Source organism: Solitalea longa (assembly GCF_002920915.1).
Classification (GTDB): Bacteria; Bacteroidota; Bacteroidia; order Sphingobacteriales; family Sphingobacteriaceae; genus Solitalea; species Solitalea longa.
Genome location: NZ_PQVF01000005.1, coordinates 348685 through 368424, shown reverse-complemented (window position 1 = coordinate 368424; position 19740 = coordinate 348685). Strand labels below are relative to the sequence as shown.

General features: G+C 39.9%; 20 protein-coding genes. 11 read left to right on the top strand and 9 right to left on the bottom strand.

The genetic code is table 11. The features are described 5' to 3' along the window. Nucleotides 1-328: 328 nt before the first annotated feature. On the bottom strand, nt 329-853 hold the full coding sequence (locus C3K47_RS09090) for a 5' nucleotidase, NT5C type (protein ID WP_103788808.1): 525 nt from the start codon (nt 851-853) through the stop codon (nt 329-331). Between the two features lie 245 nt (nt 854-1098). Between C3K47_RS09090 and C3K47_RS09085 the strand changes: the two genes are divergently transcribed. The 8 genes from C3K47_RS09085 (at nt 1099) to C3K47_RS09050 (ending at nt 6918) form a co-directional block, all read left to right on the top strand. Beyond that, nucleotides 1099-1644 carry a 30S ribosomal protein S16 gene (locus tag C3K47_RS09085; RefSeq protein ID WP_103788807.1) on the top strand — a complete coding sequence of 182 codons (546 nt, stop codon included), beginning with the start codon at nt 1099-1101 and terminating at the stop codon, nt 1642-1644. Nucleotides 1645-1735: 91 nt separating this feature from the next. Further along, nucleotides 1736-2263, top strand: coding sequence for a ribosome maturation factor RimM (gene rimM / locus C3K47_RS09080; protein ID WP_103788806.1), 528 nt, complete (start codon nt 1736-1738; stop codon nt 2261-2263). A 34-nt stretch (nt 2264-2297) separates the two neighbouring features. Then, a complete protein-coding gene (locus C3K47_RS09075; RefSeq protein ID WP_165784660.1) occupies nt 2298-2924 on the top strand; it encodes a carboxypeptidase-like regulatory domain-containing protein in 627 nt (208 codons plus the stop codon). 149 nt (nt 2925-3073) lie between these two features. Next, nucleotides 3074-3751, top strand: coding sequence for a tRNA (guanosine(37)-N1)-methyltransferase TrmD (gene trmD, locus C3K47_RS09070; protein WP_103788804.1), 678 nt, complete (start codon nt 3074-3076; stop codon nt 3749-3751). A gap of 4 nt (nt 3752-3755) precedes the next feature. After that, complete coding sequence (locus tag C3K47_RS09065) at nt 3756-4349, top strand: Crp/Fnr family transcriptional regulator (protein ID WP_103788803.1); 594 nt, start codon at nt 3756-3758, stop codon at nt 4347-4349. A gap of 60 nt (nt 4350-4409) precedes the next feature. Next, nucleotides 4410-4988, top strand: a complete 579-nt coding sequence (locus C3K47_RS09060) for an NAD(P)H-dependent oxidoreductase (RefSeq protein ID WP_103788802.1) — start codon at nt 4410-4412, stop codon at nt 4986-4988. Between the two features lie 198 nt (nt 4989-5186). Beyond that, a complete protein-coding gene (rplS, locus tag C3K47_RS09055; RefSeq protein ID WP_103788801.1) occupies nt 5187-5534 on the top strand; it encodes a 50S ribosomal protein L19 in 348 nt (115 codons plus the stop codon). Nucleotides 5535-5682: 148 nt separating this feature from the next. After that, on the top strand, nt 5683-6918 hold the full coding sequence (locus tag C3K47_RS09050; protein WP_103788800.1) for a mechanosensitive ion channel family protein: 1236 nt from the start codon (nt 5683-5685) through the stop codon (nt 6916-6918). Between the two features lie 65 nt (nt 6919-6983). On the opposite strand, the gene C3K47_RS09045 is transcribed toward C3K47_RS09050, so the two are convergent. From C3K47_RS09045 to C3K47_RS09025, 5 genes are all read right to left on the bottom strand, one after another. Next, a complete protein-coding gene (locus C3K47_RS09045; RefSeq protein WP_103788799.1) occupies nt 6984-7646 on the bottom strand; it encodes a phosphatidylserine decarboxylase family protein in 663 nt (220 codons plus the stop codon). An 89-nt stretch (nt 7647-7735) separates the two neighbouring features. Then, nucleotides 7736-9007 carry a Glu/Leu/Phe/Val family dehydrogenase gene (locus C3K47_RS09040; RefSeq protein WP_103788798.1) on the bottom strand — a complete coding sequence of 424 codons (1272 nt, stop codon included), beginning with the start codon at nt 9005-9007 and terminating at the stop codon, nt 7736-7738. A gap of 183 nt (nt 9008-9190) precedes the next feature. Further along, a complete protein-coding gene (locus C3K47_RS09035; protein WP_103788797.1) occupies nt 9191-10006 on the bottom strand; it encodes a phosphatidate cytidylyltransferase in 816 nt (271 codons plus the stop codon). Nucleotides 10007-10067: 61 nt separating this feature from the next. Next, nucleotides 10068-10283, bottom strand: coding sequence for a putative signal transducing protein (locus C3K47_RS09030; protein WP_103788796.1), 216 nt, complete (start codon nt 10281-10283; stop codon nt 10068-10070). Beyond that, entirely contained in the window at nt 10255-11208 is a 954-nt protein-coding gene (locus C3K47_RS09025) for a CPBP family intramembrane glutamic endopeptidase (RefSeq protein ID WP_103788795.1), read from the bottom strand. The genes C3K47_RS09030 and C3K47_RS09025 overlap by 29 nt, the downstream gene beginning before the upstream one ends. Nucleotides 11209-11351: 143 nt before the next feature. Between C3K47_RS09025 and dusB the strand changes: the two genes are divergently transcribed. Next, nucleotides 11352-12347 (top strand): tRNA dihydrouridine synthase DusB, encoded by a 996-nt coding sequence (gene dusB / locus C3K47_RS09020; RefSeq protein ID WP_103788794.1) that lies wholly within the window; start codon nt 11352-11354, stop codon nt 12345-12347. An 89-nt stretch (nt 12348-12436) separates the two neighbouring features. Continuing rightward, entirely contained in the window at nt 12437-12823 is a 387-nt protein-coding gene (gene apaG, locus C3K47_RS09015; protein ID WP_103788793.1) for a Co2+/Mg2+ efflux protein ApaG, read from the top strand. A gap of 88 nt (nt 12824-12911) precedes the next feature. Here the strand turns inward: apaG and C3K47_RS09010 are convergent, their stop codons facing one another. Beyond that, a complete protein-coding gene (locus tag C3K47_RS09010; RefSeq protein WP_103788792.1) occupies nt 12912-13598 on the bottom strand; it encodes a zinc metallopeptidase in 687 nt (228 codons plus the stop codon). 147 nt (nt 13599-13745) lie between these two features. Here C3K47_RS09010 and rmuC point away from each other — a divergent pair, with 147 nt between their 5' ends. Beyond that, nucleotides 13746-15080, top strand: coding sequence for a DNA recombination protein RmuC (gene rmuC / locus C3K47_RS09005; protein ID WP_103788791.1), 1335 nt, complete (start codon nt 13746-13748; stop codon nt 15078-15080). 30 nt (nt 15081-15110) lie between these two features. On the opposite strand, the gene C3K47_RS09000 is transcribed toward rmuC, so the two are convergent. Beyond that, nucleotides 15111-17759 (bottom strand): DUF5916 domain-containing protein, encoded by a 2649-nt coding sequence (locus C3K47_RS09000; protein ID WP_103788826.1) that lies wholly within the window; start codon nt 17757-17759, stop codon nt 15111-15113. 20 nt (nt 17760-17779) lie between these two features. Continuing rightward, the gene (locus tag C3K47_RS08995) at nt 17780-19633 is read right to left on the bottom strand and encodes an alpha-amylase family glycosyl hydrolase (protein ID WP_103788790.1); all 1854 of its coding nucleotides are present in this window, start codon (nt 19631-19633) and stop codon (nt 17780-17782) included. Nucleotides 19634-19740 lie beyond the last annotated feature (107 nt).

Genomic DNA, 19740 nt, shown 5'->3' with positions numbered 1-19740 from the left:
CTAACACTAAAAATAGTAACTTCGAAAAACTGCCTGTATAGGTTAATTAGGATTAACAACATCCAGTGTATAGTTAATCCAGGATTTATTCACTAATCTGTATAGTTATTTCAGGACGGGTCACGCCGAGTATGCATCGAGTATACGTCTAGTATGCGTCTAGTATACGTCTAGTATGCGTCTAGTATGCGTCTAGTATGCGTCTAGTATACGTCTAGTATGCGCCGAGTCAATAGTGTGTTTATGCAAGAAGTTAAAAAGCACGATTTTCCGCGTAGTTATCCCCTCTACTTAAAACCTTCGAACAGTCGGCTCGCTAAATCATAAATTACAATAGCAGCCCGGCAACCTCTTCCCATGTATTCACCCGCTCGTAATCCTTAATAAAATGATTATGAGGAGAGCTGTACAAAATAGGGCGGCCTTTAAATTGAGAGAAATTTCTGATCCGGTCATCGATCATAATATCAGCGCCGATAATCGATTTATCCCCACAAAAAACAATGTGTCGCCAGTCAATAAATGGGAAGAACTCTTCAAGCCAGTCATATTTATCCTCATAGGAGTTTCTGAATTCAGAAGCCGCACTGGCCACAAACACTTCATATTTCTGGTTTAACTCTTTCACCACGCGCTGGGCATCTTTCATCACCGGCAGGTCTCTGAAAAAACCCTTCTCATTGATCCATTCATGTACTCTAGGCTTTAATTCGGCGGGCACCGCTTGAGACAACTCTTTTCCGGTTAACATTTCGGAAGTAATTTCAAACCCTTCCCGTTCTTTAAATCGCTGAATGAATTTGGCCCAGGTATCGGCCATTACTTCATCCATATCTATGGCTAGTTTTAACATATATTCACAAATTGCACGAATTTAACGAATTGCTCGTATCATACGAATTTAGACAAAGCACTAATTACTCAAAAACTTTCCGATAAGCTTCGAAAATTCTTCGATTTGTGTTATCGGGTTATCTGCTTTCGTACTATTATTCTAATTAGTGTAATTCGTGTTTGCGTAATTCATGTGATTTTCTTAGCTTTGCGCTCCCTTTAGCGGAGATAAAGGGATTTTTAAAACTTTTAAAACTTAACGAAATGCCTGCAAAAATCAGATTGCAAAGACATGGTAAAAAAGGTAATGCTTTTTATCACATTGTGGTGGCGGATTCACGTGCTCCGAGGGATGGTAAATTTATTGAAAGAATTGGTTCTTATAACCCAAACACCAACCCGGCCACTATTGACCTAAATGTAGAAAAAGGAGTTAAATGGTTACAAAACGGTGCTCAGCCTACTGACACTGTACGTGGCATCCTTTCATACAAAGGTGTATTGTACAAACACCACTTATTAGGCGGTGTTGCAAAAGGTGCTTTAACTTTAGAGCAAGCAGAAACTAAATTTACTGCTTGGTTAGAAGCTAAAGAAACCAAAATCAACGCTAAGAAAACTGGTTTAGCTAACACAGCTGCTGATAAAGCAAACGCTCGTTTAGCTGAAGAGGTTAAAATTAAAGAAGAAAGAGCTGCTGCTATCGCTGCTAAAAATGCTCCTGTTGCTGAGGCTCCTGCTGAAGAAGCTGCTGCCGAAGAGGTTGAAACTCCTGCAACTGAAGAAAACAACGAAGCTGCTGCTGAATAAGCATAACTTCAATCTTATTTATAAAGATAGCGAGGCTCATGTCTCGCTATTTTTATTTATAACCGTTTCTATTTAACCATTTTGGATAAAAATGAAAACAGAAGATCTATTTTCCATTGGGTATGTTTCGAAAACCCAGGGACTGAAAGGCGAAATACAAGTTTATTTAGAAGAAGAAATACTGGAAAACTATTTCAGTAAAGGTTCTCTATTTCTGGAAGTAAATGGCAAAGCCATACCTTATTTTATTGAAGGCATGCGGTTTCAAAAGAGTGTTGCTTACTTTCAGCTCGAAGATGTTAACACCATTGAGGATGCTGCAAAGCTGGTTGGCAAGAAAGTGCTGGTCCCTAAAAAGCTGAGACCAAAACGCAAAACCGGAGAATTAACCTATAAAGATCTAAAGGGCTTCTTTGTAAGTGACGAGAAAGAAGGTGATTTAGGCGAGATCTCTGAAGTTTTTGAGTACCCTAAACAATTTGTTGCTTCAATTTTAGTTAATGATACCGAGGTACTTTTGCCTTTAAACGAAGATATCATTACCGGTATAGATATTAACAATAAAAAAATAATGGTATCTATGCCCGATGGCTTGTTGGATATTTATCTGGGCAACTAGTTTTAAAAATCATTTAGAAACGATAAATTTAAGTATGACAAAACAACTGAAGATCCTTTTTTTTCTTGCTTTTGCCGTTTTAAGTGGCAATTCGCTTTATGCGCAAGAGCTGCCAAAGCCACAACAGGTAATTCAGTTTTCGGGCATCATCTTTTCTTCTGATACCATTAATGAACGAATACCCTTTGTAAATATTCGGGTTAAAAACTCTCGTCGCGGAACGGTTAGTGATGTAAACGGTTTTTTCTCCATTCCTATTTATAAAACTGATACGCTAATATTTTCAGCCTTAGGATATGGAAACTTTGAGTTTTATTTACAAGACGAAGTTCCAAACAATCGTTTGTTCTTAAATATTCGCATGCGTCCACAGATATATACTCTTAAAGGGGTAACGGTTTATGGATTAACGAAAGAGAATTTTAAGAGGGCTTTCCTACAGGTTGAAATTCCTGAAAATGCTTACGCGTATAAGATAGATCCAAAAAGCCTTCCTACCTCGGATGAAATTAAGATGCCTCCCCCGGTTGGCATTGTTATCAGCCCGAGTGAATTATTAAAGGAAATACCGTTCATTAAAAATGCTTCTGATAAAAAGAAACATAAAAAGCGGGTAGAGAAAGCTGAAAAAGACGGAGATGAGATCCCGGAAATGCACTAAACAATGTGCAAATTTCATGATTCGAGAATTTGATAATTATAAAAACAAGAAGAGCTTTCCAGCAGGAAGGCTCTTCTTGTTTTTAAGGGAACGAGCATTTTCAAATCCTCAAATTCACTAATCTTCAAATTGAGAACTATCTTTGCGCCATGCGTATCGATATTATCACCGTATTACCACAATTACTCGACAGTCCTTTTGCTCATTCTATTTTAAAACGCGCTCAAAGCAAAGGTTTGGCTGAAATTGTTGTTCACAACCTCAGAGATTATTCAGGCAACAAGCACAAAACCGTAGACGATTACCCCTATGGAGGCGGATCAGGCATGGTTATGATGATTGAACCCTTTGTTTTATGCATTGAAAAGCTCAAAGCCGAAAGAGATTATGATGAGATCATTTTCATGACGCCCGATGGCGAGGTGCTGAACCAAGGCATCTGCAATCAACTTTCTACTCAAAAAAATCTGATCATTCTTTGTGGTCATTATAAAGGAATTGATAACCGTATAAGGGAGAATTTTGTAACCCGAGAAATTTCCATTGGTGATTACGTGCTTTCAGGAGGGGAATTACCTGCAGCCATTTTAGTTGATGCAGTCATACGACTAATTCCAGGTGTATTATCTGACGAAACTTCTGCACTTTCGGATTCATTTCAGGGAGATTTACTGGATGCCCCTGTATATACCCGCCCCGCCGAATTCAGGGGTTGGAAGGTGCCGGATATCCTGTTAAGTGGCAATACCCCCGAAATAGAGAAATGGCGTTACGAACAATCTGTGGAAAGGACTCAAAAGCGCCGCCCCGATTTACTGGAAGATTAAACAAATGGAAGCCCTTTTTAATAGCATAACAAGCAGGTATGGTATTTCCTTTACTGCCGAAGAAAAGACATTCATTTCATCGGTTTGTACTATAAAGTCTTTTAACAAAAAAGAATACCTGCTGAGGGCCGGCGAAAGGGAGAAATACATGAGGTGGGTTATTTCAGGTGCTACCCGAATGTTTTATGAAGAGGCCGGAAATGAGGTTGATGTATTATTTACCTTTGAAAACGACTTTATAACCGCCTGTGCATCCCTTCTATCCGATGAAGTCTCTGCTTATAGTATTCAAGCATTAGAAGACGTTCAGTTGATTTATATCCGAAAAGACGATCTGCAACATCTATATGATATATCTAAAAACGCCGAACGCTTGGGACGACTTACAATGGAAGAATTGTTTCTGGCAAGAGAAGAAAGGGAGCGATCACTTAGGTGCGACGAGGCTGCTCAGCGCTATTTAAATCTGTTGAAACATGCTCCTGAACTCATTCAACGAGTTCCGCAAAAATACATTGCTTCATTTCTGGGCATTACGCCCGAAAGCTTAAGTCGTATTCGAAAAACGCTGACGAAACCGGCATTTCTTAACCTGTGATAAGAGAAAGATAAGTCAAAGCTTTTAGCTTCGACTTATTAAAACCTTGTTACATCAAGCATGAAAACAATACTAATTATCAACGGGCATCCTGATAAGGAAAGTTTTTGCCATTCAATTGCTGAGCAATACGAAGCCGGCGCATCTTTAACCGGAGCAACAGTTAATACGCTGAATTTAATAGCAGAAGAGTTTTCTCCGGTACTAAAGTATGGTTATAGAAAAAGAACTGAACTGGAACCGTTTTTACAACAAGCTCAAAAATTAATAAAAGAAGCCGATCACCTGGTTTTTGTTTACCCCACCTGGTGGGGAGGACCTCCTGCTTTATTGAAAGGTTTTTTGGATCGGGTGTTTTTACCAGGCTTTGCGTTTAAATACCGCCCGAACAGTGTATGGTGGGATAAACTACTTACTCAAAAATCGGCTAGAATTATTACCACCATGGATACTCCGGCTTGGTATTACAAACTGCTCTATGGAAATGCCGGGGTGAAAATGATCAAAAACAATACGCTGAATTTTTGCGGAATATCCCCGGTTAAAACAACTTATCTTGCCGTCATTAAAGACTCCAGCGCCGATCAACGCAATAAATGGCTGAAAGAGATTTACACATTAGGAAGAAATCTAAAGTAACTAACATTATCAACACAGCCGTTTGTTCCGAAATACAGGATTTAAGTAACTAATTTACAGCAATCTTAAGCGCTCCTGATCCAAACTTTAATGTGGATAAGTTTCTTTTTGAAAATTCACTTTTAAAATTAAAATAAATTATCTATACTTGCAGTCCGAATTTTAGACGATTAAAATTCGTTTAAAGACCTTAATAAGATGGATTTAGTAAAATTTGTTGAAGAGCAAAGTATAGCGAAGAAAGAAATCCCTTCGTTTAAAGCAGGTGATACAGTTACTGTTCACTATAAGATCAGAGAGGGTAACAAAGAGCGTATTCAGTTATACCAAGGTGTTGTTATTCAACGTAACAGTCAAGGTGCTACTGAGACCTTCACTGTACGTAAAGTTTCTAACTCAATTGGTGTAGAGCGTATTTTCCCAATCAACTCACCTAACATTGAGAAAATCGAAGTGAATAGCCGTGGTGCCGTTCGTCGTGCGAAGTTATTCTACTTACGTGGTTTAACCGGTAAAAAAGCCCGTATCAAAGAAAAAAGATCATAATTGTTTTAACAACATATTTCAAAACCCTCTTAGTAGCCTAAGAGGGTTTTTCGTTTTTATATCAATCAAAAAATACCTTATGGCGCATTAATGCGTTCAATTCATAAAAGCATTCCGCTTTCTTTTATTTCATCAGTATTTTTATAATATGGTTTTAGTACAATTTTTAGAGCGTGTCTATTGGGGTAACAGCCTCAACAATTATATATGGTGCGCGGGCATTTTATTTTTTGGGCTATTATTTAAACGCATTATTTCGAAATTCTTAAGCCGTTTAATTTTCAGGCTTTTCGAACGTTTTGCAGGCGGCGACACCGCTGTTAAATTCGTTGAACTACTGGTGCGTCCAATTGAATTGCTGATTTTGTTTGTGGCAATCTACTTTTCTGTCAACCAGCTCGACCACCCTTTAAATAAGCCCATCTTTAACAGGACGGTTGTTGTAGAACAAACTGTAAAGGAACCTGTCAAACCCATTGATGTAGCCGTAAAAACCACTCCTGCGGAGAAAAAAACAGAGCAATCTGTCCAGGCATCAGGTGAAATACAGGTAAGAACCTATGCCGATCTGGTGGATAGACTTTTTGAGTTCCTGGCACTAGGAACCTTCTTTTGGATCTTACTACGGATCATTGACTTTATTGCCTTTGTATTGCTTAAAAAGGCCACTGAGAATGATTATAAAGCCGGCCTGCAATTGGTTCCTTTTACCCGTGAGTTGGTGAAGATCATTGTTGGCTCATTAGGCTTTTTCATTATCATGAGCGTAGTATTTAACCTCAACGTTGGGCTAATTGTAAGTGGGTTGGGAATTGGCGGTTTGGCCTTGGCCTTGGCCGGAAAAGAAACAGTGGAAAACCTTTTTGGCGCCTTTACCATTTTTATTGACAAGCCCTTTATTGTTGGCGACCATGTTGTTGTTGGTGGGGTAGAAGGTGTTGTTGAAAAAGTGGGATTCAGGAGTACTCGCATCAGGACCACCGAAAAGAGCCTGGTGTCGATGCCTAATAAAAGGATCGTTGATAACCCAATGGATAACCTCACTGAAAAGTCGCTTAGGAAAGTTAAGCTTACTTTAGCATTGGACTACACGACAACCCCAGACCAGTTGAAGAAAATAACAGCAGAAATTGAGGCTCATCTAAGAAACACTAAACATATTGATGCTGATATAACGGTTGCTTTTGAGGGCTTTGGTGAGTCAGCGTTAATTGTTACGGCAAGTTATTTTGTAGAAATGATTGGAGCTAACGATCATACAAAACTTAAAGAGTCAATTGTTTATAAGATATTGGAAATTATTAGCTCCAATAATGCGGAAATCGCTTTTCCAACGAGAAAAGTATTGCATGAAAGCCTTGGAGGCATTAACCTAACGGATTAAACTAAAAAGGCCCCAAATGGGGCCTTTTCTATTCTACTTGATTTGTTCTAATTCTTAGTTGTGGATTAAGCATTGAATTCTGCTAAAACAGTTCTTCCGCCTTTTACAACCTGATTCAGTTCCACATTAATTTTAGTTCCGATTGGCAGAAACACATCTACACGTGAACCAAATTTAATGAAGCCCATTTCTTCGCCTTGCCCAACTTTATCACCTGCTTTAACATAGAATACGATACGTCTTGCCAATGCACCTGCGATCTGGCGGAACAATACCTCCACTTTAGGTTTTTGTTCAATAACAATTGTAGTTCTTTCGTTTTCGGTTGATGATTTTGGATGCCATGCAACCAGGTACAAACCCGGATGATATTTGGCATATTTTACAAGCCCGCCTACAGGGTTACGGTTTACGTGAACGTTTACCGGCGACATAAACACTGATACCTGGATACGGCGATCATTAAAATATTCGTTTTCCTCAACTTCCTCAATCACTACCACTTTCCCATCGGCTGGAGAAAGCACGAAGTTCTCGTTCTTATTAATTGTAATTGATGGTTCTCTAAAAAACTGTAGAATTGTTATTAATAACACAGCCGACAACGCATAAGCTATATAATGAGCCCAACCGGTTTCCGGAAAAAAATAACGGGCCAACCCAATAATTACGGCACTAAATACTATTACAATAGCAAGGCTGGCATAGCCTTCACGGTGAAATCTCATGTGTCAAAGTTAAAAATAAAGGTTGCAAAGTTAATAGTTTTTCAACTATCACTTTACAACCTTTCTATTTAAACAAAATTGGTTGCTTTTTAGAAACCGCCCAATAATTTACGGGTGCTTGCTACTTTGTCTATAGCAACAATGTATGCAGCAATACGCATATCTACGTTAAATTTAATTGAAGCCTGATAAACTTGCTCAAAGGCTTCTTTCATGGTACGATCGGCACGACGGTTAACGCGCTCTTCTGTCCAGTAGTAACCTTGGTGATTTTGTACCCACTCAAAGTATGAAACAGTAACACCACCTGCATTCGCTAAAATATCAGGAACGATCATAATTCCTTTTTCTTTCAGGATAGCATCGGCGTTAGCTGAAGTAGGTCCGTTTGCGCCTTCAACAATTAATTTAGCTTTAATGTTAGGAGCATTCTCTTTTGTGATCACATCTTGCAATGCAGCCGGAACCAATACATCAACATCTAAGGTCAATAACTGGTCGTTGGTTATCTTCTCGGCATTTTTATAGCCTTCAAGTGAGTTTTTATTAGCCTGAGAGTAGGCAATTGCTTCAGAAACGTTAATTCCGTTAGCGTTATAATAGGCTCCTGAAATATCTGAAATAGCAACGATCTTAATGCCCTGACTTTCTAATAACTTGGCCGAAATAGAGCCAACGTTACCGAAGCCTTGAACAGCAGCCGTAGCGTTTGCAGGATTAATTTTTAATTTATTTAAAGCGGCGCGACAAGTTACCATAACACCACGGCCGGTAGCTTCAACGCGTCCTTTTGAACCGCCAAGTACCAATGGTTTACCGGTAACAACACCAGCGTTGGTAAAACCTTTAATACGAGAGAACTCATCCATTAACCAGGCCATTTCTTGCTGACCGGTTCCCATGTCAGGAGCAGGAATATCTTTTTCAGGACCAAATACGTCGGCCATTGCCTGGGTATATGCACGTGTTAAACGCTCTAGTTCACCTTTTGACATTTTGCGAGGGTCGCATTTTACACCACCTTTTGCACCGCCAAATGGAACGTTTACAACAGCACATTTCCAAGTCATCCATGCCGCAAGTGCTTTCACCTCATCAAGGTCAACATCCATTGCGAAACGAATACCGCCCTTACCTGGGCCCATATAGTTATTGTGAATTACGCGGAAACCTTCGAAAACACTGATTCTTCCGTTATCCATAGTTACCGGAAGATTTACCAATACCTGTTTAACAGGCGATTTCAGCATGTTATAGGTATCTTCGTCTAAACCTAAAATTTTAGCTGCCACATCAAAACGCGACATCATCGACTCGAATGGGTTTGAGTGCCCAAGGAGCTTACTCTCTTTAACTTCCATAAATAAAATAAGGTCTATTAATCAATAAAATTGGTGATGCAAATCTTGCAATCTTTATAGAAATAACAAAAAAAAGCGTCCTCCGCTTGGAGAACGCCTTGTTAAAATTATCAGATTGTTAAACTTATGCTACAATCAATGAAGTAACAGTATCCTATTAGTGTATCTGTTAGTTAGTTTGAATTAAACTCCTAGAAAAATTAAATATGCATACACAAATGGCGCTGCAAGCAGTAAACCGTCGAATCTGTCAAGCAATCCACCATGTCCGGGAAGTATCGAGCCCGAATCCTTTACGTCTAAACTGCGCTTAAACATCGACTCCACCAAGTCGCCTAGAGTACCGAAACAAACAATGATCAAACTCACCACAGCCCAGTTAAATGCATCTAAAGAGGTAAAATAATGCGCAATGATCTGCGAAATAATTACGGCTGAAAGCATGCCTCCAAAGAAACCCTCCCATGACTTTTTAGGAGAGATCCGCTCAAACAGGCGGTGTTTACCAAACTGGCGGCCAAATAAATAGGCAAAAGTATCGTTGCTCCACAAAAGCAAAAGGAAACCTAAGGGTAACTCAAAATTGTAGTCAGTTCCCTGAATAAAACCCAGGCTTACAAAAAACACAAAAGGCAACACCGCATAAACAATTCCCAAAATGGTCATCGCTATGTTTTCAAAAGGCTTCTCTTGCTTTCTGAAAAGCTCCAACAGAAATAATAAAAGCAGTACGGGAAACAGCAGCATCAGTTTGCTGCCATCAATTTGGTTGTAGGTCCGAAGAATAAAACTTATGAAAACAACAGCGCCAATTCCAAGGCCCATGAACAGGTTGATTCTGTAGCCTCCATTCTTTACCAATCCATAAAACTCATAAAGACTTAATACTGAAATTGCAAAGAACAAGGTTGTTAAACTGTAGCCGCTATAGGCAACGCAAAAAATAAGAACCGCTACAAAGAAAAATCCCGTAATGGTTCGCTGAACTAAATTACTCATGTTAATAATATGGACCGCTAAAATAGGGTTTATTGCCCAATTGCATTATGTATTGAATATTTCAATCGAGGCTATCCTCATTCAATATGATAATTTCAATGGCTTTGGTAAACTCTTTTTGATGCACAAACAGCTCAATAATTCCAAAACTCATATATGATGAATCTTTTTTATTTATACGAACAACCTCAATGCTTTCATGCTCCAATAAATGGGCAATTAACTCAGCCTTGTACCATTCATGAGTGTTATAAATTTTGATCCAATGAGCTTCCATAGTTCTCCAAAGAAGTTTTCTTTGTTGCAAAGCGATAAAATGCCAATAGTAATGAAGTGCTTACCAGAAAGCATACCAAGTATGCCGCAACTGATAAACTATTACTATCATCTATGTTGAAATTTATTATTTTATGCTGAAACATATATGAGAACACAACCACGGTGGCATTGTTCACAAAATGCGCAAATATGGCCAGCCAAATATTACCGCTCCAATAAAACAAGTACCCGAATAAAACCCCTAACAGCATACGCGGCAAAAAGCCATAAAACTGAAAATGTAATGTGCTAAACACAATAGCCGCCACCCATATACCTAAATGCGCATTTTTAAATCCTTCAATAAATAAACGCTGTGCAACCCCTCTGAATAAAAACTCCTCCCCAATAGCCGGTAATATGGCCATCATAAATAAGTTAAGCCAGAGCTGGTTTAGGTTATCCATTTTTAAAAACACCTTTGTTAAATCGTTCAACTGATCTTCTTTTGCCTTCATCCAATCTTCCAGGCCCTTTAAAAATTGGGGTAGGGCCATTTTCTGATTCAGCTGATTTGTTAATTCAAATAAGGGGGATGAAAAATACGATAATAACAATACCAAGAGGAATAGCAAGGCTACTGGTTGTTTCCTCATTTTCAAATAAGTCACGGTGTTTTCTCCGCACAAATACGGAAAGATTAAAGCAGGAATAATAAACAAGGCAATAGCCTGTACAATTTGCAAGAACTTATAAGCGGCAACAGTAGCAGGATTGTTGAAATCCATTAATGAACCGGCATCGGTTACAATATTAATCCCAAATAAGGGCTTTACTAAAAGCGCCGAAATTGCCGTAAACATCGACATACTAAAAATTGCCATCCCTATTAAGGCAATTATCTTCACCCAGAAAGATTGTCCTTTTAAAATTCCTTTAAACACTATTCTTATTTGATAGAAGGTAAAACATGGGCGCCAAAAATCCGACACGTATCAAAAATAGCATAAATCATTATGTTTCAGAATGATAAAGGTGATATTATTGCTATCCTAGGCAGAAATTCTTATTTTTGCGCAAAAAATAGATTTTGGTAAAGATAGGAAATATTGAGCTGGGAGAGTTCCCGTTGTTGCTGGCGCCTATGGAAGATGTGAGTGACCCGCCATTTCGTTATGTGTGCAAGCAAAACGGTGTTGATTTGATGTATACCGAATTTATTTCTTCAGAAGGGTTGATTCGCGATGCCGCAAAGAGCATTCAGAAGCTTGATATATTTGAATATGAGCGGCCAATTGGCATCCAGATCTTTGGCAGCAATATCGACAGCATGCGTGAAGCTACCATAGTTGCATCTAAGGCCAATCCCGACCTTATTGATATTAACTACGGCTGTCCGGTAAAAAATGTGGCTTGCAAAGGCGCAGGAGCCAGTTTGCTGCAGGATATTGATAAAATGGTAAAAATGACCAAGGCGGTTGTTGAAGCCACCCATTTGCCGGTAACGGTTAAGACCCGCTTAGGCTGGGATGATTCTACAAAAAACGTTTATGAAGTAGCGGAGCGACTTCAGGAAGTGGGCATTAAAGCCCTGACCATTCATGGCCGTACCCGTGCGCAAATGTATAAAGGGGAAGCCGACTGGAAGTTGATCAGAGAAATCAAGCGTAATCCTAATATTGAAATTCCAATTTTTGGTAACGGAGATGTTGACTCCGCAGAAAAAGCCTTTGCCTGGAGAAAAGAATTTGAAGTGGATGGAATAATGATTGGCCGGGCATCCATTGGTTATCCATGGATATTCAGGGAAGTTAAGCACTTTTTCAAAACCGGGGAATTTTTACCCGGACCAACCATTGCCGAGCGAGTAGAGGTTTGCCGAACGCACTTTATGAAATCGGTGGAATGGAAAGGTGAAAAAGTTGGGATATTTGAAATGCGCCGTCATTACGCTAACTACTTTAAAGGCCTGCCCAATAGCAAAGATCTTCGAAACAGGTTAGTGTCGTTAAATTCGGTTGTAGAGATAAATGCTGTACTCGATGAAATAAGCGAAACCTACTCAGAAGTGCTTATAAGCTAATCATTTTAAAATTTTTACAAAGCGGAATAAGAATTGTAGTCGCATAAGCAGTTTTTTTTCTAATTTGCCGCTAAACATAAAACACTGGTATGGTTACTAAAATTACAGACGGTGTTAAAATTTCGGTTGAAACCGTATATCAACCGGAATATTCAAATCCGGCAAACAATCATTTTATGTTTGCCTATAAAATCACCATAGAAAATCTTACGGATTATACGGTACAGTTGCTTCGGCGTCATTGGTATATTTTCGATTCCAACGGCACGCACCGCGAAGTAGAGGGAGAAGGCGTGGTTGGACAACAACCGGTTCTTGAGCCCGGTGAAATACATGAATATGTTTCAGGTTGCAACCTGAACACGGAGATTGGCACCATGAAAGGTTCTTATAAAATGTTCCGTTTATTTGACGGCTCTCATTTTGACGTAAATATTCCTGAATTTCATTTAATCAGTCCTCACCGGTTAAATTAACAGCAATAATAAACATCATATAGTTTTAATAACAAAAGCGGCGCTTATTAATATAAGCGCCGCTTTTGTTATCTAAGTTTAATTCCTTTTAGTTTCTTCTGCTTCCACCGGTAGCAATCATGATATAGTAAATCAGCGTTGCCAGTGAGCCAAGTGCCGCAACCACATAGGTCATCGCAGCCCACCAAAGTGCGTCTTTGGCATCTTCATGTTCACGAGAACGGGTAATTCCTGCATTATCTAACCAGGCTAAAGCGCGGTTGCTGGCATCAAATTCTACAGGCAGGGTAACAAAGCTAAATATCGTTGTAGCGGCAAATAATGCAATGCCTATCCATAATACGGTTGGATTATGCGTCATCTGAAGCATAAGTAAACCTCCCATAATTATCCACATCATCCATTGTGAAGCAACACTTAACACCGGAACCATTGCTGAACGGAATCCCAACCAAACATATGCACGTGCATGCTGAACAGCGTGACCACATTCATGAGCCGCCACCGCCGCCGCTGCCACACTGGCATTATGGTACACTTCCGGGCTTAGATTTACGGTTTTATTTGCAGGGTTATAATGATCGCCTAAATGACCCTCTACTGAAATAACCTGAACATCGTTAATGCCATTATCTCTTAACATTTTCTCAGCAACTTGTCTTCCGGTCAATCCGGCGCTTAAGGGTTCTTGTGAGTATTTTGAAAACTTGCTTTTAAAGCGCCAGCTTACAAGCATACTTATTAAGAAGGTTCCTCCTATTAAAATCCAGTACATAGCTTTAAGGTTTAATTTACGCTAAATTACTCAAAAAATATTCCATGGTATCTATAGGGGTATTTGAACTGAAATTTTTACATAGTAATACGACAAGATTTCCGAAAGTATGAATAGTACCTTTGGCTTTAATTAATTCGATTTTGCATGGATCATATCAATATTATCATCGCTGCTGTTTCCGGCACCATTACAGGTCTTATTCTGATGAAGTTAATTTCTTCTAAAACAAAAAACAGCCTGCTGTTGGATAAAGCAAAGCTGGAAGAGCGGGAGCGTATTGCTACAGAGGAATTAACCCGCAGCAGAGTTCAGCTTGAAAGCGAAAGGAGAAATTACGAGCAGCTATTAACTGAAGAGCGCGAAGCGGCAGAACAAACCCGGATTGAATTAGTGACCATACGCGAAAACCTTAAAACCCAACTACAACGTGTTGAAGATCAACGATCCGAAATTGATGATATGCACAAGAAGTTTACTCTACAGTTTGAAAACATTGCAGGAAAACTACTTGAAGAGAAATCGCAAAAATTTACTGAACAAAACAGGGTTAACCTCGATCTGTTGTTAAGCCCATTAAAAGAAAAACTTATTGATTTTGAGAAGAAGGTGGAAAAGACCTACGATCAGGAGCTGCGGGATAAAATCAGTTTAAAAGAAGAGGTTAAAAAGCTTTTCGACTTAAACCAGAAAATTAGTGAAGAGGCCAATAACCTGGCTCGCGCATTAAAGTCCGACACCAAAAAGCAAGGCAACTGGGGCGAGTTTATTTTAGAACGCGTTTTAGAACGCTCGGGATTAACAGAAGGAGAGAGCTACACGTTGCAGGCAAAAGAAATGGGATTAACTGGGAGCGATGGGAACCGATATGCGCCTGACGTGATTATCCATTTGCCCGAACAGAAGCATTTGGTAGTTGATGCCAAGGTTTCATTGGTTGCATATGAACAATGGATCAATGCAGAGGATGATGATACGCGGGAACGATATGGCCGATCGCATTTGAATTCATTACGAAATCATGTTATTGAACTCAGCAATAAGAATTATCATCAGCTAAATGGAATTAATACGCCGGAGTTTGTTTTAATGTTTGTTCCGGTAGAATCATCATTTAGCATGGCGGTTCAAACGGATAATGACCTCTTTGGCTTTGCCTGGGATAAGAAAGTGGTTATTGTTAGCCCGAGCACTTTGTTGGCTACCTTGCGAACAGTGGCTTCGGTTTGGAAACAAGAAAAACAAAACCGGAATGTATTTGAAATTGCCCGCTTAAGCGGCGATATGTACGATAAGTTTGTAGGCTTTGTTGGCGATATGGAACTGATCGACAAAAATCTTCGCCAATCAAAAGAGTCATTTGATAAGGCTATGAACAAATTAACCGCTGGAAGAGGAAACTTAACCGTAACGGCCGAGAAGCTAAAAACACTAGGCGCAAAAGCAGGAAAACAATTAGACGACAAATATTTGAGCGACTAATGTTTTCCTGCACAGCCTTATTATGCATTACTACAAATGTTTATGCTTTACGTGCTTAGATAAGCGGTAGGTTGCTTTTAACAAAAACGTGTTTTGCGGCTTTCCATTTAGTATTTCGGTGCTTAACCCATCCAATAGATCATTCTCAGGTCTTCCATAGGACGATAATCCCTGCGACCAAACCAAGTAGAGTTCTGATCCCGGAATATATTCCCAACGGACAACCAGGTTGGAGCGAAACTGAACAGAAGAAAAATTAGGGTTATAAATAGTATAATCCGGATTTCCATCAATGTTCTCGTCAACTAAATAAGCATTATTGATAAGATCGGCAGAGATCTGATCCTTTGTAAACAAACTTGAGCGATCTTCAAAATTCCGGGCGGTAGGATTAGCCACTTTGCCAAATGCAACATATTTACCTTGTGAGATAAAGGGCTGACCGTAATATTGAATAGTAAGGTCAGGGTTTATATTACAATCGAATCTAATTGCAGCACTTATCGTCTTTTGATCTAAACTTGCCATAATATACCTGCTGCCATCTGCTAACTGGTTTTGAGTTACATATTGCGCCTTGTTTTTATTAAGCGCATAAGAAGGAATTACCGAAACCGTAAAGGCATTTACGGGCTGATAAACCAATCCAAAGTTAAACTCGTTATAGGAAAGCGAATTGTTCTTTCCTTTGTTGCTATAAACAGCGCCGTTATACCTGAATTTCTTTCGGCTATCCGAAGTAAAGCTAAACGACTTAAAGAATTCTTCGGAATTACGAACCCTCGGACCACCTTGCAAAGCCGATATGGAATAATTAACTGGTTTATACAACGCCTGCAAACCAAAGGTCCAATTGCTTTTTAACGTAGCGTTAGTACCCAACAAAAACTGCAAGTTGTTATGGTTCCCATCAAAATCATAATCAGCGATCTGGTCAAGATACACCTCCACACTTCTGAACTGCCCAAATGGCTTTAATGTTACATAAGAAGCAAATGCCTCTTGCCGTATATTATTAGCTTGCCTTAAAAATCCAACATCATTCAACTCCAACTCTGGTGAAACCCATGTTACCCCAGCCCGGTAGCGCCAATTACCGTCACTTGCCTTACCGATCACCAAACGCCCACCGGTTCCGGTCAATGAAGTTCGTTCAGGGTTAACTTCTACGTTTTTCGCATCAAACCGCTGAAACAAATGGGTCATGCTTTGCTGAGTTGCCAATATCGCTTGTTTACTTCCTTCAACATAGCTCATTAACAAATTTCCCCGTATGTAATACTTGCGGTTTTTCCAGTTATGCATAAAATCCATTCCCGAAGAAATAGCCGAAGTATGTAAAAAATCGAGGTTGGCAGATTGGATGTTTCTAAGGGTTGAAGTGAACATGCCGCCTAAATAACTGTTACGGTTGTTAAAATCCTTCTGCACCCGCCCTACAAAATAATTGGTTAAGGGTTCCACCAGCTCTTTGTGCTCGTTTCCAGCTTGATTGATCTTTGCATACTCACGGCTTGTCACACTCTCTAAAACCCCAATTGACCAGCCTGATTTGGTTTTGCCACTAAATTTCGCCGCTCCTAATATTGCAGTATTGTCGGGCATGGCAACAAAAGAATTCTCCCCAGAGCTTACCCAGCCCTGAGGAGTTCTTCCTATTCTACGAGAGTAAAATAGATTGTCCTGGCTGTCGGAAAATGTGTAATTAAAGATATTTCTGCTTTCGATAAAGAACGGGCGCTGTTCAGGATAGAATACCTGAAAGCCATCTAAAACAAGTGTAGCCGGATCGGCTTCCACCTGTCCGAAATCAGGATTGATCGTTAAGTTTAAAGTAAGATCATTGGTAACTCCCACCTTAGCGTCCAGACCGGCATTCAAGTCATAGTTTCTGCCAGTTTTAAACGGATTGCCCGGTTCAGCTGGGTAGTTTTCCATTTTAGACACCAGGAAAGGGCGGAGTTCAACTTCTCGCTTGGGAACAATTCCTTTAATTCCACGGAGTTCACCAAACTCACTCACCCATCCGGGCGCATCTAATGGAATTCGCTGCCAAAGCGAGCGCTCTTCGGTCCTAAAATATCTGCGCGTTGATTGCAGGCCCCAAACCTGGTCGGGAGCATTGCTAAATCTCAGTTCACTTAGGGGGATCTTGAACTCCGCGGTCCAGCCTTCCTCATCAATATTGGTTTTCAAATACCAAATCGGATTCCAGTTGCCTTCCCAGGCCGTTCCATTTTCAGAGATAAAGCCATCGCTTTTTACACCTGCAACCGATGCCGCAAATGAAAAAGCGGTTAGTTTATCGTTGTGGCTGCTGATGTTTACTTCAATCCAATCGCCCTCAAATCCATCTCTACGCGATAAGCGTTTTACAATTTCCTTCGGGTTTTTATCGTAGCATTTGAAACCAAAATAAATGAACTCATTGTCATAAAGCACTTTGAACTTAGTTTGCTCAATAGGCAGTGTGTTTTCTTCCGGCAGGTTTTCGATAAAATCTCCGGTCCATTCAACTGTATTCCAGGCTTCGTCAGATAAGCTACCATCAATTACCGGAGCGGGGGTATTTCCTAAGGCTCTGGTTGTATAGCTTTTTCGCGGAATAGGTTGTTTGGTCTGAGCCATAGTCGTTCCCACAGCACATAGTAACAACAGGATATAAAGTATCTTCGTCATACGCTTTTTATAGGTGATCATTACTTTTGAAGTTCCAATACCCACATACTCATAGCCGGAATGGTTGTTATAGATGAAAGCTCTACGCGCTCATCGGAAACAATGTTCTGGGCTGTTTTAAAACTTGAAGTGCGTTCATCGTACTTAGAAAAGTCAACCTCTTTGGGCGCGTTCGCGGTATTCATTACACACATTACCGTTTGATTATCATCATACCGGAAATAAACATACATGCCATCAACGGGCACATAATGCATCATTTTCCCCTTGGTAATCGCTGATGATCTCTTACGATAATTGGCCAACTTCCTAACCAGTTCCTGGTTTGCTTTTTCGGCCTCAGTTAGCCCCTTGCCGGTAAAGGCATTCTTCTCATCACCTTTAAATCCTCCAGGAAAATCACTTCTCAGTAATCCATCCGGATTTTTAAAACCTTTCATTAAAACTTCGGAACCATAATACATTTGAGGAATACCACGGCAAGTCAACAACCATTCATAGCCGATCTTTTGCTTCGCAGGATCTTCACCAACTACAGAGTAAAAGCGAGGCTCATCATGATTGTCGAGCAACAACACTTTTCGCATCGGATCTTTACTCAAAAAATCGCTGCTTAATGTGTAATAAAGCCTGTTTACTCCCTCGGTCCAGCCGAAAGACTGCGTTAATGCAGGTATAATTCCGTAGTATAAACTTTGGAAATCAACTACTGAAGGCAAATTGCTTTTAAAAGGCGTGTTAATATTGTTCTGTTCGAAATAAGCCTGGTTGGCTACTCCATGGACCATAGCTTCGCCGAAAATGGAAAGTTTAGGATATTCATCGAGTAATGCCTGGTTGCACTTGTTAGCAAACTCAAGGTTATTGTAGGTATAAGTATCTAAGCGAACTCCATCTATTCCAAACTCCTCAATCTGCCAAATGCTATTCTGGATGATGAAATTAGCCATGAACTCATTCTCATGGTTAATATCTGGCATCATTCTGTCAAACCAGCCGTTACTCATTTTCTTGCTGTCGGCTTTAGAGGCGTAAGGATCAAACAAAGGTTGTTCGCGATAAGTGGTTTGTGTATAGGTTGGCCATTGATGCACCCAATCCGCATCTGGTGGGTCTAATGCCAAAAAGTGGCAGGAACCGTAATGGTTATAAACGATATCAGCAATTAGTTTCATGCCACGCTGATGCAGATCGTTACTCAATTTTTTATAGATCTCATCGCCTCCATAGCGGGCATCAACTTTATAATGATTGGTAATAGAATAACCGTGTTCTGTACGGTTATCCATATCATTCTCTAAAACAGGAGTAAACCATAAAGTGGTTACGCCCATTCCTTGTAAATAGTCGAGATGGTTGATAACGCCCTGCAAGTCGCCGCCGTGACGATCATACATTTCCATACGGTTAAGTGATTGGTCGCGCATTCCGGCAACCTTATCGTTCGACTCATCGCCATTACTAAAACGATCGACCATGATCAGGTCAATAAAATCAGCAGACGTAACACCCTGGGCGTAGCTAGTTCCTAATCCTGATGGTCGTTTTTTTACCGGCCATTTTATTTCCCGGTTTTTTGAGTTTTGTGCTAGTTTGATCAGCACATCGCCAGGCAGCGTTTTAGGACCAATTGTAATATCAACTGCCAGGTATCTTTTGTTAGTAAACTGATGCGTTTTTGAAACGGTAATTCCAGGGTAGTTAATTAACACTTTATCCGAAGAAAAATCTTCGTTAGTACTCCTGATCAATAGCTGTATGGACTTGGTTTTCATGCCTACCCACCAATTCATTGGATAAATGGCTATATCCTGCGCAAATCCTCCCAACGAAAAGCTCATTAATACTCCCCATAAAAACAGTGCTTTTTTCATTTTTACCTTTAGTTATTTTAATGTTGAAGAAAGATATTTTACATTACCTGTGGTTTCAAGCAAATGGTTTATACAGCAGCTTTTGCATGACGAATAACATTAACAGC